This window comes from Halomonas sp. A020 (genome assembly GCF_027943625.1).
Classification (GTDB): Bacteria; Pseudomonadota; Gammaproteobacteria; order Pseudomonadales; family Halomonadaceae; genus Vreelandella; species Vreelandella piezotolerans.
This window is the reverse complement of the sequence record NZ_AP022850.1, coordinates 3,838,770-3,852,040: the sequence shown is the minus strand read 5'-3', so window position 1 is coordinate 3,852,040 and position 13,271 is coordinate 3,838,770. Positions and strand designations below refer to the sequence as shown.

At 54.4% G+C, this 13,271-nt stretch carries 14 protein-coding genes; 13 read left to right on the top strand and 1 reads right to left on the bottom strand.

What is annotated here, in order from left to right:
• Positions 1 to 98 precede the first annotated feature (98 nt).
• From FRH_RS18135 to FRH_RS18125, 3 genes are all read left to right on the top strand, one after another.
• Positions 99 to 1,364 (top strand): O-antigen ligase, encoded by a 1,266-nt coding sequence (locus FRH_RS18135; RefSeq protein WP_281997457.1) that lies wholly within the window; start codon positions 99 to 101, stop codon positions 1,362 to 1,364.
• A gap of 483 nt (positions 1,365 to 1,847) precedes the next feature.
• Positions 1,848 to 2,303, top strand: coding sequence for a DVU3141 family protein (locus tag FRH_RS18130; protein WP_044630585.1), 456 nt, complete (start codon positions 1,848 to 1,850; stop codon positions 2,301 to 2,303).
• Positions 2,303 to 4,036, top strand: a complete 1,734-nt coding sequence (locus FRH_RS18125) for a polysaccharide biosynthesis/export family protein (RefSeq protein ID WP_281997456.1) — start codon at positions 2,303 to 2,305, stop codon at positions 4,034 to 4,036. The genes FRH_RS18130 and FRH_RS18125 overlap by 1 nt, the downstream gene beginning before the upstream one ends.
• Here the strand turns inward: FRH_RS18125 and FRH_RS18120 are convergent.
• Positions 3,968 to 4,291 carry a hypothetical protein gene (locus FRH_RS18120; RefSeq protein ID WP_281997455.1) on the bottom strand — a complete coding sequence of 108 codons (324 nt, stop codon included), beginning with the start codon at positions 4,289 to 4,291 and terminating at the stop codon, positions 3,968 to 3,970. The genes FRH_RS18125 and FRH_RS18120 overlap by 69 nt on opposite strands.
• A gap of 46 nt (positions 4,292 to 4,337) precedes the next feature.
• Here FRH_RS18120 and FRH_RS18115 point away from each other — a divergent pair, with 46 nt between their 5' ends.
• From FRH_RS18115 to rfbA, 10 genes are all read left to right on the top strand, one after another.
• Positions 4,338 to 5,147: an ABC transporter permease gene (locus FRH_RS18115; RefSeq protein ID WP_281997454.1), complete on the top strand. Its 810-nt coding sequence runs from the start codon at positions 4,338 to 4,340 to the stop codon at positions 5,145 to 5,147.
• Between the two features lie 3 nt (positions 5,148 to 5,150).
• A complete protein-coding gene (locus FRH_RS18110) occupies positions 5,151 to 6,248 on the top strand; it encodes a chain-length determining protein (RefSeq protein WP_281997453.1) in 1,098 nt (365 codons plus the stop codon).
• 183 nt (positions 6,249 to 6,431) lie between these two features.
• Positions 6,432 to 6,689: a DUF4258 domain-containing protein gene (locus tag FRH_RS18105; RefSeq protein WP_281997452.1), complete on the top strand. Its 258-nt coding sequence runs from the start codon at positions 6,432 to 6,434 to the stop codon at positions 6,687 to 6,689.
• Complete coding sequence (locus FRH_RS18100) at positions 6,689 to 6,880, top strand: DUF2283 domain-containing protein (protein ID WP_016913348.1); 192 nt, start codon at positions 6,689 to 6,691, stop codon at positions 6,878 to 6,880. Before FRH_RS18105 ends, FRH_RS18100 begins: the two co-directional genes overlap by 1 nt.
• A gap of 256 nt (positions 6,881 to 7,136) precedes the next feature.
• Positions 7,137 to 8,564, top strand: coding sequence for an MBL fold metallo-hydrolase (locus tag FRH_RS18095; RefSeq protein ID WP_281997451.1), 1,428 nt, complete (start codon positions 7,137 to 7,139; stop codon positions 8,562 to 8,564).
• A 63-nt stretch (positions 8,565 to 8,627) separates the two neighbouring features.
• Positions 8,628 to 8,996, top strand: coding sequence for a four helix bundle protein (locus tag FRH_RS18090; protein ID WP_348773454.1), 369 nt, complete (start codon positions 8,628 to 8,630; stop codon positions 8,994 to 8,996).
• A gap of 76 nt (positions 8,997 to 9,072) precedes the next feature.
• A complete protein-coding gene (locus FRH_RS18085; protein WP_281997449.1) occupies positions 9,073 to 10,080 on the top strand; it encodes an ABC transporter ATP-binding protein in 1,008 nt (335 codons plus the stop codon).
• A 77-nt stretch (positions 10,081 to 10,157) separates the two neighbouring features.
• Complete coding sequence (rfbB, locus tag FRH_RS18080) at positions 10,158 to 11,309, top strand: dTDP-glucose 4,6-dehydratase (protein ID WP_281997448.1); 1,152 nt, start codon at positions 10,158 to 10,160, stop codon at positions 11,307 to 11,309.
• A gap of 12 nt (positions 11,310 to 11,321) precedes the next feature.
• Positions 11,322 to 12,275: a dTDP-4-dehydrorhamnose reductase gene (rfbD, locus tag FRH_RS18075; RefSeq protein WP_281997447.1), complete on the top strand. Its 954-nt coding sequence runs from the start codon at positions 11,322 to 11,324 to the stop codon at positions 12,273 to 12,275.
• Between the two features lie 104 nt (positions 12,276 to 12,379).
• Complete coding sequence (gene rfbA, locus FRH_RS18070; protein WP_281997446.1) at positions 12,380 to 13,270, top strand: glucose-1-phosphate thymidylyltransferase RfbA; 891 nt, start codon at positions 12,380 to 12,382, stop codon at positions 13,268 to 13,270.
• Position 13,271 lies beyond the last annotated feature (1 nt).

Below are 13,271 nucleotides of genomic sequence, written 5' to 3'. Positions count from 1 at the left end.
TAGCACAGCGAACTCGTGGTAAGGGAGTATGCCGCCTGTGCTAGTATCGCCTTCCTAAATGAATTGCCCGGCTGGGCCATGAAAGGAAGTCTGTTGAAATGCTGGCGACAACACCCTCTCCCCCTCCTACATACAGTAGTGCTCCTCAGCTATTTACAGGAGCCTCTGTTTTCCTACTAGCCGCCATTGCACTGGTCGTGCCCAGTGGTTATTCACTGGGTGCATTGCTACTGCTTCTCGCCGGGCTTGGGCTCATTGCTACTAAGCGCGTCCCTACCATTACCAAGCAAGATGGGGCCATCATTGCCGTGCTGCTTGCCTATGCGGCCATTACGATGTTCGAGGCCTGGTGGGACGGACAAGGCAGTAAAGGGTTCGATAAACCAAGCCGCTTTATTTTGGCGATTCCTGCGCTATTTTGGATGTTGCGCTATCCTCCAAAACTTGCATTCTTATGGAGTGGAGCGGCCACGGGTGCGCTATTAGCATGTGGCTGGGCTGGCTGGCAAAAGCTTGTGGAAGGAGTAGATCGTGCGCAAGGCCATACGCATGTCATTCAGTTTGGCAATCTGAGCATGCTTTTGGGCGTACTGTGTATGGCTGGGCTCGGCTGGGCAGTGGTTCAGCGAAAACGGGGCTTATGGATAGCACTTTTGTTGGCAGGTGCCATGGCGGGTGTACTAGGGTCGCTGTTTTCGGGCAGTCGGGGTGGATGGGTCGGCTTCCCCATTGTGCTACTGGTGCTCTACCGCGCCTACGGTACCCAGCTCTCAACAAGGCTGAAGATAATCGTAATAGCTACCGTACTAGTAGGCGGGGCCACGGTGTATGCTGTTCCACAAATAGGCGTGCAAGATCGGGTTCATCAGGCGTTTAGTGATATTTCTCTCTATGTGTCGGGTGAAAACCGCTCAACATCGGTTGGTTCACGTTTCGAGATGTGGCGTGGAGCGGCGCTTCTCATCCAAGAGAAGCCATTAACCGGCTGGGGCAGCAATGGCTATGCGGAAGCGATGGCCAACTTCGGCGAAGCGGGTGTTATAAGCGAAGAAGCGGCGCAATATGGCCACGCACATAATGAGTTCATTGATGCCTTCGCAAAGCGTGGGGTATTGGGGTTGGTGGCACTATTGACACTCTACTTAGTACCGATGAGATTATTCGCTCAGCAACTTCAGGCACCCTATTTACCAACGCGAGCAGTCGCCACGGCGGGCGTTTTGTTACCCGTTACCTTCCTGGACTTTGGTCTCTCTCAGGTGTTTTTGGAGCACAATAGCGGCGTCATGATGTATGCCTTCATGCTCGTGGTCCTGTGGGGGTGTTACCGCGCTACTGCTCGTCAAGAAGTTCAACACCACTAAGTGAGCGAACTGTCGGGTGCAGACATTCTGACGTCCGGCAGTATCCATCCAAATAGATATGGATCACTGGTTCGCTCGCGACGAATAGTATCCTTGCAAGTGAACTGATGGCCTATCTCAGCAAAGCATGTCCTCGCCACCGACCCCTCTTAGCCTTGTCAAACACAGGAATACGTATGTTAGGTCGTCTCGGTTCGATCTACCGGTCTGAAGCTTAACAAACGCTTTTGGCCGTATAGGGGGCGGGAGGTGGGTGGTTTCAAAGGGCTATATAGGTGGTTTCGGAGGCCTGGAAGGCGCCAAAATTAAATTTGCTGAGTGTACAAGCCTTGTCAACGTAGAGCCTCAGCGGTTAATCCCTTACAATGCTGGGTGCTTTTTTGATAGCGCCGGTTCATCACATTTCATCCGCACAGCGTAGGGCAAGGGAATGCGCCCGTTATAATCCCTGGGCGGTAGCGTGCCTTTTTATTGGAAATCATCATGTCAAACTCCCTCATTTTCATAGCGCGGCCAGCTCGCATGCTGTTGGCCGCCTTGAGCGTTGCCGTCGTTAGCGGCTGCGCTACCTACCCGAGCGGCAACCAGCAGCAGGTGCAGTACGTGCTTGGTAACGACACTGCCAAGCCGCTGCAAGATGAAAACCTCAACGGCTTTCTCGCACAAGCGCCTGCCGGTGCCGTGCTCAACCTAGTACAAAGCCCTTGGGGCGATAACGTCGAGATTGTGGCCGATGCGCCCTATTTGGCGGCCAGTGGTCGCGAGTGCCGCAAACTGCGGGTCATCGAGCAGGGTAGCGGTGCTGCCCGTACCGCGCTGACCTGCGCGACCCCCAACGGTTGGGTAAATCAGCGCATGCTGCTGCCAGAAAGCCAGCAGGGCGCGATGTCGCTTTCGCCAACGACGCACTCCCCAGGAACTACACAAGGGCGCTATTAATGAGCTTGCAACGCGTAATGAAACGGCTTTCCCTCACGCGCCCGGCAGCGGTGTTATCACTGGCCCTGTTGGGCACTGCCGTCAGCAGCGTTAGCTGGGCGCAGAGCATAAGCCTACCCAATACCATTCTCCCGGAAGATCAGGCCAGCCAGCAGCGGGTAGAGCCTCCGGTGAACGACACTCCCCGCGCCGACTGGCGCAGCGGCACCTACGGCCCGGTGGCGAACCAGCCCCAGCAAAACCCCGATGCGCTACCCCCCTTTGGGGCCAACCTCTTTACCGGTGGCTTTCGTGGGGCGATGGGAGACGGCCTAAATGCCGATTACCAAGTCAAACCCGGCGACCAAATCACCGTGCGTGCCTGGGGGGCGTTCGAGTTCGACCGCGTACTGCCGGTGGATGCCCAGGGCAACATCTTCATCCCAGGCTCCGGCCCGCTGAATGTAGAAGGCCAAAACAGCCAGCAGGTGGATAGTCGCGTGCGCGGTGCGATTACATCGGTCTACCCCGATAACGTGCAGGTGTATACCAACGTGCAGGGCGTGCAGCCGGTGGCGGTGTTCGTCACAGGCTACGTGGAAAACCCAGGCCGCTACGCGGGCACGCCCAACGACTCCGTGCTCTACTTCCTCGATCAAGCGGGTGGTATCGACCAAGACCTCGGCAGCTACCGCCAAATCCGCGTGATGCGTAATAACCAAACCGTGGCCACGGTGGATCTCTACGACTTCCTGATCAACGGCAGCATCGCGCGCCCGCAGTTTCAGGATGGCGACACCATCGTAGTGGAAGAGCGCGGCCCGGCCATTGCCGTAGTGGGCGATGTGCATCGTGAGCACCGCTACGAGCTAGTGGGTAACCAGCTAAGCGGTGCCGAGCTGGTAGAGCTTGCCCGCCTCCGAAGCGGCGTGTCTCACGTACTGCTGCGCGGCGACCGTGCCGACGGCCCCATGGCGCAATACTTCCCGCTGAACGAGTTTTATAGCCAAACTATTCGCAGCGGCGATGAAGTGGCGTTCAGCGCCGACCAGCGCAGCGAAACCATCGTGGTAGAAATCGAAGGCAGCTACTACGGTCCTTCGCGTTTTGCATTACCCCGCGATGCCCGCTTGAGCGAACTACTGGACGCCATCCCCGTGCCGGAAAACATGACCGCCGTGGAAAGCATTTCACTACAGCGTGAAAGCGTGAAACAGCAGCAACAGCAATCCATGGAAGACAGTCTGCGCCGCCTGGAAACCACCTATCTCAGTGCCCAGTCCAGCACCAACGAAGAAGCGCAGATTCGTGCCCAAGAAGCCGAGCTGATTCAAAACTTCGTGCAGCGCGCCCGCGAGCTAGAGCCCAGCGGCCGTTTGGTAGTGGCCTACAACGACCGCATTGCGGATATTCGCCTGCAAGATGGCGATGTGATCACCATTCCGGAAATCAGCGACTCCATCCTGATCAGCGGTGAAGTACTGGTGCCGCAAGCGGCGGTCTACCGCCCGGGCATGAGCGTGATCGACTACATCGAAAGCGCTGGCGGCTTCACCCAGCGCGCCGACGACGACCACATCCTGCTGGTTCGCCAAAACGGCGCGGTGGAAAACGCCCGCAACACGCCGCTGCGCCCGGGCGATGAAATCCTCGTGATGCCCGAAGCCCCCACCCACAACCTGCAGCTAGCCGCCACGCTCACGCAAATCCTCTACCAAGTGGCCGTCGCCACCCGCGTTGCTGTGGATTTGTGATTGGTAAATAGTGAATAGTGAATGGTAAATAGTGAATGGTGAATAGTAGGTGGTGAATGGTGAATAGTAGGTGGTGAGTAGTGAGTGGTGAGTGGTGAGTGGTGAGTAGTAGGTGGTAAATAGTGGAAATAGTGTCTCGTAGCGCGGCGTGACGAAAGAGCGAGAGTGCGAGCGTAAGAGGCAACCGCAGCGGCGGCCCGGCGCGAAGGGCGGCGCCATCCACTCCAATGCCGCCACCAAATATGACGACGTCACCTAAAACCAAGTAGTCCTTTACGTTCTCTTCAAAAGAAACGGCTTCATGAATAACTCACATAGCGCCCCAAAAGGGGCGCGCACCCCTTGGCAAGTCACCCGCAGCGTGTGGTACGCCATGTTCCTGCGGGAAGCACTTTCCCGCACCATGGGCGACCGCATGGGCTGGTTCTGGATGGTATTTGAGCCGGTAGCGCTGGTAGCCGTTATGGTAGGGATACGTAGTTTCGTAAGAGGCGGTAATCTGATTGCCAATGCAGAATTTATCCCTTGGCTTATCGCGGGCATGATGGGCTTTTTCTTAGTGCGTGAAGGTATGATGCGTGGAATGGGGGCAGTGGAGGCTAACCGCTCGCTGTTTGCGTATCGCCAAGTACAGCCTATTGACCCAGTACTCGTGCGTAATTTTTTAGAAGGAGCGCTGCGCAGTTTTGTCTTTTTGCTATTTATTGGCGGTGGCCTAATGCTGGGCCAAGACATGTATCCGGATAACGCCATTAGAGCCATGGCAGCTTGGCTCTCACTCTGGTGCTTGGGGCTTGGGCTTGGGCTCGTTACTTCTGTCTCAGCCACTTTGGTGCCAGAAGTGGGTAAAATTGTTCAGATGCTTTCACTACCTCTAATGATTTTATCGGGCGTTATTTTCCCGCTAAATAATATGCCCCACTGGCTGCTGGAATACCTCATGTTGAACCCTATTCCACATGGGCTGGAAACGCTGCGATTAGGTTTTTTTGAAAACTATAAAGTAGTGCATGGCACCAGCATGCTTTACTTCTGGTTATTTACTTTCTCATTAATAGCGATGGGGCTGCTAATGCACCTGCGCTTTGTTGATCGTTTAAAGGCAAAATAATTCATGCAAGTCTCTCTTGGACGTTTTATAAAGAAGTCGCCCCAGTGGGCTATTGCGTTTGCCGCTATTCTTCTGGTGTCTTTCTATTGGTTTGTGTGGGCAGAAGAGCGCTATGTTTCCCGTGCAACGGTGGTGCTAGAAAGCCCTCAAGTGGCCACACCTGAATTTAGCCTCTCATCGTTAATGGGCAGCGGTGCGGGGAATACCTCTGATTTACTGCTGCTCCGCGAGCACTTGCTTTCGGTCGATATGCTGCGTCTGCTGGATGAGCAGCTCGGCATTCGCGAACACTACAGCGAGCACGGCGACTTCTTCGCCAAGCTGCGCGATCCCAATGTACCCATCGAAGACCTACACGAGTACTACTTGCGCCGAGTAGAGGTCGAGCTAGACGAGTACGCAGGTGTGTTGAACATTCGTGTGCAAGGCTACACGCCCGAGTTTGCCCATGACATGGCATCGCTGCTGCTAGAAGCTGGCGAAAACCACATGAACGAAATGGGCCATCGCCTAGCCGATGAGCAAGTGCGTTTTCTAGAACGGCAAATGGTGCGGTTAGAAGAGCGCTTTGAAGAAACCCGCGCCCAACTGCTCGAATTCCAGAACGAATACGGCTTGGTATCGCCCACCGCCACGGTAGAGAGCATTAACCAAGTCGTGGCCACGCTAGAAGGCGATTTAGCCCGCTTACAAGCCCAGCGTAACGCCCTGGCCAGCTTCCAAAGCTCCCAGTCTGCTGAATTACGCCAAGTAGAGCGCAACATTGCAGCACTCCGCGACCAAATTGTGGAACAGCGCGACCGCCTAGCCCAAGCCACGGGCAATTCGCTCAACCGGGTCTCTGCCGAGTACGAAACCCTAGAGCTGCAAGCCCAGTTCGCCCAAGAGACCTACTCTAGCGCCCTGGCCGCCCTTGAAAACACCCGTTTAGAAGCCGCCCGCCAGCTCAAACAGGTCAGCGTGCTACAAAGCCCGCTGATGCCGGAATACCCCACCGAGCCCAACCGGCTCTACAACAGCAGCGTCTTCGCCATCATCACCATCTTCCTAGCCTTCATCCTCAGCATGATCATGATGATCGTCAAAGACCACCGCGATTAGGATTGTTGGTGAGTGGTGAGTGGTGAGTAGTGAGTGGTGAGTAGTGAGTTGGTGAAGGGAGCCGCCACCCCGTAGCGCGGCGTAACGAGAGAGCGAGAGCAACGAGCGAAAGAGGCACCCGCAGCGGCGGCCCGGCGCGAAGGCGTCTGCAAGACGCCCAAACCAAAAGTACAGAAAGTAAATATGCATAGTCACCGTTTCAAGGTAAATATTCATATAACACGTCATGCCCGTGAGCGCATGGCTACTCGAAATATTTCAGAAAATGAACTGCTAGAATTGGTAGAGCAGGGAACCGTAAAATACAAAGATGCTACGCGGTTTTGGATAGCGCGATATTTTGAAAATCGTCAAGACAACCTCTTGTCGATTGCAGCAGTCTTGGAAGAGAAAATAGTGGTAAAGACAGTCATGCATCACTTTGAGTGGGAGGATAAGTAATGCGAACTACCTACGATGAAGCAGATGATATTCTAGTTCTGCACCTATCCGAAAAGCCTACCGTTAGGGAGGTTTCTCAAGATTGGCATACACATATTAGTTACGCTGAGGATGGCACGATCAATGAAATCGTCATTCTGGAAGCCTCGAAGCAAGGTGCATGGCCACTCTTAAAAAGCCAAGCCGCTTAACGAACCCCATCACCGCTCCTCGCTGCTCCAGCGGGTGCGCTCGTCTACACCGCGCTACGGCTTATCGCTATCATCGGCAACCACCCCGTAGCGCGGCGTAACGAGAGAGCGAGAGTAACGAGCGAAAGAGGCACCCGCAGCGGCGGCCCGGCGCGAAGGGCGGCGCTAGCCGCTAGCCGCCCCGATAACGCCACCAAACGCCAAAATGCCTCATTGCTAGAAGAAAGCACGCTCAAAAAGCACGAAAAGGAAGTCAATGCTCAACATCACCCACCACGGCGGAGCCAAGGGCGTAACGGGAAGCTGCCATCAGCTCACCCTCGATAGCGAACACTCACTGCTGATCGACTGCGGGCTATTCCAAGGCGAAGACGCAAAAGAAGACGCTTTCGATCAGCTACAAATCGAATTCGATATCAGTACGGTCAAAGCGCTGGTCATCACCCACGTACACATCGACCACGTAGGCCGGTTGCCTTACCTACTGGCTGCTGGGTTCAAAGGGCCCATCATCTGCTCCATCCCCTCGGCCAAACTGCTGCCCCTGGTGATCGAAGACGCCTTAAAAATCGGCTTCACCCGCAACGCCCAGCTCATCGAGCGTTTCCAGCAGCAGCTAGAAAGCCAAATTGTCAGCGTGCCCTACGGCAAATGGCACAACGTGGTCGAAAACACCGAAGAAGGCCACATCACCACACGGGTAAAACTCAAGCGGGCAGGGCACATTCTTGGTTCCAGCTACGTAGAAGTCGCCCACCAGTACCCCAATGGTGAAAAGGAACGAGTGATATTCAGCGGCGATTTAGGCGCGCCCTACGCACCGCTACTCCCTGCACCACAATCCCCCTACGGCTGCGACCAGCTAGTACTCGAAAGCACCTACGGTGACCGACACCACCCTGACCGCCGCCAGCGTCGTGCCACACTGAAGCATGCCATCGAGCAAGCACTGACTAACGGCGGCACGGTCATGGTGCCCGCCTTCAGTATAGGCCGCACCCAAGAGCTACTCTATGAGCTGGAAGGCATCATTCATGAAGCCGAACGCAACGCCAAACGCGGCTTACCCAAAAGCCAGTGGCAAGCGCTAGAAATCATCGTCGATTCACCGCTCGCCGCCCGCTTCACCCAGGTATACCGCCAGCTAAAACCCTACTGGGACAAAGAAGCCCAACGCCGCCTACGCAGCGGCCGCCACCCGCTCAACTTCGATAACCTCTACACCGTAGAAAGTCACGACGCCCACGAGCAAACGGTAGCGTATTTAGCCAACACAGGCCGCCCCGCCGTAGTGATCGCCGCCAGCGGCATGTGCGCAGGTGGGCGCATCATGAACTACCTAAAAGCCATGCTAGGCGATGAACGCCACCAAGTACTGTTTGTAGGCTACCAAGGCGCAGGCACCCCAGGCCGCGCCATACAGCAGTACGGCCCCCAAGGCGGTTGGGTAGACATAGACGGCCAGCGGATCGATATCAAAGCAGGCGTCACCTCCATCAGCGGCTACTCAGCCCACGCCGACCAAAAAGGCCTGCTCAACTTCGTCAAACGCATGCGCCGCTGGCCTCATATCATCCATTTAGTACACGGCGAACAAACCGCCCGCAGCGCGCTCAAACGTAAATTGGAAGCGATGTATGTGCGTAAAGGAAGGGGGGTGAGAGTGGTGGATAGTGAGTGGTGATTGGTGATTGGTGATTGGTGAGTAGGGAGTGGTGAGTGGTGAGTGGTGAAGGGTGAGTGATGAATGGTTTGGGGAGGTGGGATGAGGAAGCATCAGGAGTTGAGAGTGTGGCAGCAGACGATGGATCTTGTCGAACATGTATACACACTCACCAAAACCTTCCCAGATGATGAAACATACGGCCTCACCAGCCAAATGCGGCGCAGTGCAGTCTCCGTTCCCAGTAACATCGCTGAAGGTGCCGCCCGGGGCAGCACACAAGAGTTCATCCGTTTTCTCTACATCTCCCAAGGCTCACTCAGTGAATTAGAAACGCAGTTGCTCATTGCACAGCGCCTTAACTACTTACCAGATATTTCGTTAGCACTAGCATCTATTAACCAAGCGTCTTCCCAGCTAGGCGGCTTAATCAAACATTTAAAGAATCGGTGAGTAGTGAGTAGTGAGTAGTGAGTAGTGAGTAGTGAGTAGTGAGTAGTGAGTAGTGAATGGTGAGTAGTGAAAGTAAATGGCAAGCCCACATAATCTGCTCACCATTCACCATTCACCATTCACCATTCACCATTCACCATTCACCATTCACCATTCACCATTCACCATTCACAAACCCAAAATGATCGAAATAAACAACCTCTACAAGCGCTACCACAACCACCACGGTAGCGATTGGGTGCTCAAAGACATCAATCTCACCATTCCTCAGGGCGTCAGCGTTGGGTTGATTGGTTCGAATGGTGCGGGTAAATCAACACTCCTACGCCTGATTGCCGGAATGGACTCCCCCGAACGCGGTGAAGTGATCCGCCGTAGCCGCGTTTCCTGGCCGGTAGGGCTTTCAGGCGGCATGCAAGGCAACATGACCGGACGGCAGAACGTTAAGTTCGTCGCCAGGGTGCAAGGCAGCAGCCCAGCAGAAGTAAAGCGGGTGATAGAGTTCGTCGAAGACTTTGCCGAAATCGGCGCAGCATTTGATGAACCCATTCGCACTTACTCCTCCGGTATGAAATCCCGGATCTCCTTTGGCTTATCGCTCGCCTTTAACTTCGATGTGTACATTTCAGATGAAGCCACCGCCGTAGGCGACAGGGCCTTCAAAGCCAAAGCCAAAGCACTCTTTGAGGAAAAAATAGGCAAAGCATCGCTGATTATGGTGTCTCACTCAGAAGGCATATTGAAAGATCTCTGCCAAGCAGGCGTATACCTTAAAAAAGGCTCCGCGTATTGGTACGACGATATTAACGAAGCCATTACTGCCTACCACCAAGACGTAGATGCCAAGCGCAAAGCAGGTGAGAGCACCCTGCCTAGCGATGTGAAAGGTGCAAAACGCTATCTAGCCGAATGCCACCAAGTGCTCAAAAGCGCCCAGGAGCTGCTAAAGGATATTCAAGAAGAGGGCACAGGCGGTGAAAAATTAAGTGCAGCCAAGCAAGATGTAAAAGCCGCACGAGAAGCCGCAAAAGAAGCACGCGAACACTTGGAAGCCCTGCAAACATCTGCACCTGCCAAAAAGTAATCCACCCACATAGCGTGTGAAAGTCATTGGCTACTGCTAAGCAAGCAGTACTGACGGGCATTGATACGAAGGAAAGTATGAATAGCAAAACATTTCTAATTACCGGCGGTGCGGGCTTTATCGGTTCTGCTGTCGTGCGTGAGTTGGTGGCGAATACACAACACCATGTGATTAATGTCGATAAGCTCACCTACGCGGGTAATTTAGAATCGCTAGTGACCGTTCAGGATAACGAGCGCTACACCTTCATACAGGCCGATATTTGCGACGCCCCCGCCATGCAGCGCCTGTTTGATGAGCATCAGCCAGACATCGTGATGCACCTAGCTGCTGAAAGCCACGTAGACCGCTCCATCGATGGCCCAGCCGAGTTCATCCAAACCAACGTAGTAGGCACCGCCGTACTGCTAGAAGCCGCCCGCGCTTATTGGAAAGCGCTTCAACAGCAGAATGCCGCCAAGGCCGAAGCCTTCCGCTTTCACCACATCTCCACCGATGAAGTCTACGGTGACTTGGAAGGAACGGACGATCTCTTTACAGAGACAACGCCCTACGCGCCCAGCTCGCCATACTCCGCTAGCAAGGCCAGTTCTGATCATCTGGTACGTGCCTGGCAGCGCACCTACGGCCTGCCCACACTAGTTACCAACTGCTCGAATAACTACGGCCCGTATCACTTCCCAGAAAAACTGATTCCGCTGATGATCCTCAATGCCTTAGCAGGCAAGCCGCTGCCCGTGTACGGCGATGGCCAGCAAATCCGAGACTGGCTCTACGTGGAAGACCACGCCCGCGCGCTCATCAAAGTCGCCACCGAAGGCCAAGTAGGCGAAACCTACAACATCGGCGGGCACAACGAACAAACGAACTTACACGTCGTAGAAACCATCTGTGACATCCTGGACGAGTTGGTGCCCTTAAAGGCAAACGAGAGCACACAAAACGCCACTCACCATTCACCATTCACCATTCACCACTCACCATTCACCATTCACAACTCACCACTCACCACCTACAAACAACTCATCACCTTCGTCACCGACCGCCCCGGCCACGACGTACGCTACGCCATTGATGCCAGCAAAATTGAGCGCGAACTCGGCTGGAAGCCAGCAGAAACCTTTGAAACCGGGCTGCGCAAAACGGTCGAATGGTACCTCGCGAACGAAACGTGGTGGAAACGCGTACAAGACGGCAGCTACCAAGGCCAACGCCTTGGCAGCCTATAAGGAGTCAGCCCCATGACCCCTAACCACTCACCAAACACCACTCACCACTCACCAACCACCATTCTCATCACCGGCGGCAACGGCCAAGTCGGCTTTGAGCTTCAGCGCCAGTTTGCCCCGTTGGGCACTATTCTTGCCCCCACGCGGCAAGAACTTGATTTAACCGATGCCAGCGCTGTAGATGCCTACTTAACGCAGCACCAGCCCGCGCTGATTCTGAACGCTGCCGCCTACACAGCGGTAGATAAAGCCGAAAGCGAGCCAGCGCAAGCCCAGCGGTTAAACGCCGAGCTACCGGCGCAACTAGCCGCGTATGCCGCCAAGCAGGGCATTACGCTAGTGCACTACTCAAGTGATTACGTATATCCCGGCAACGGCGAAACCCCCTGGCAAGAAGACAGCCCCACAGCGCCATTAAGCGTATACGGGCAAACCAAGCTGGAAGGGGACGAAGCCGTTGCCAAAAGCGGTGCCCATTACCTGATATTCCGCACCAGTTGGGTATACGCCGCCCGTGGCAACAACTTTATGAAAACCATGCTGCGCCTGGGCCGCAAGCGCGAATCGCTTAACATCGTGAACGACCAAATAGGCGCGCCCACCCCGGCACGCCTAATCGCCCAACTCACCGCGATGTCATTCACTACCCATGGTTCCCCAACTCACGATTCACAAATCACCACTCACCTCCAAAAAGGCATCTACCATCTTGCCCCGCGTGGAGAAACCAGCTGGCACGGCTTCGCAAGCGAAATTTTCCAGCAAGCCAGAGAGGTAGGTGAAGCATTAGCGGTAACGCCTGAGCGCACCCAAGGCATCACTACCGCGGATTACCCAACACCGGCTAAGCGGCCGTTAAACTCACGCTTGGCACTAAGTAAGCTAGAGCGAGCACTAGGCATCACTATGCCTACATGGCAAAGCCAGCTGGCGCTAACGCTGCAAGAACACCTAGAACATTATTAAGTCACGGAAAGCACAGCACACGGAAAATCCTTATTAGTTATTAGTCATTAATATCATCCGTGTAGTCAGTGATTCCCCGTGGCAAAATGAATAAAGAGACCCCAATGAGTCAAAGCACACCCAGAAAAGGCATTATTCTTGCCGGTGGCTCGGGTACGCGCCTGCACCCCATTACTCGGGGCGTTTCAAAGCAACTGCTACCCATTTACGACAAGCCGATGATCTATTACCCGATATCGGTACTCATGCTAGCAGGCATCCGTGAAATACTCGTGATCTCCACACCGGAAGACCTTCCCCAATACCAAAATTTGCTCGGCAGTGGTGAAGATTTTGGCCTTCGATTTGAATACGCCGAACAGCCAAGCCCAGATGGCCTAGCGCAAGCCTTTATTATTGGTGAAGAGTTTATCGGTGAAAGCTCGGTATGTTTGGTATTAGGGGACAATATTTTTCATGGCCAGCACTTTTCTGATCAGCTAAAGCGAGCCAGTGCCCATACAAGTGGAGCGACGGTGTTCGGCTACTTGGTAAAAGACCCCGAACGTTTTGGCGTTGTAGAATTTAATGAAACCGGCAAAGCGATCTCAATTGAAGAGAAACCCAAAAAGCCGAAATCTGCCTACGCAGTCACGGGGCTTTACTTCTACGACAAAGACGTGGTCGAAATCGCCAAACAGGTCAAGCCCTCTGAGCGTGGCGAGCTAGAAATTACCAGCGTGAATAACGCCTACCTACAACGTGGCGATTTACGCGTAGAGCGCCTAGGCCGAGGCTTCGCCTGGTTAGACACCGGCACCCACGATAGCCTCTTGGAAGCCAGCCAGTACGTACAAACCATCGAACACCGGCAAGGCTTGAAAATCGCCTGCCTTGAAGAAATTGCCTGGCAGCAAGGCTGGATCACAAGCGAACAGCTAGCCCACTTGGCCAAACCCCTAGCCAAAACTCAATACGGCCAATACCTCCAGCGCCTTTTAAAAGGTAAAAAGTGAT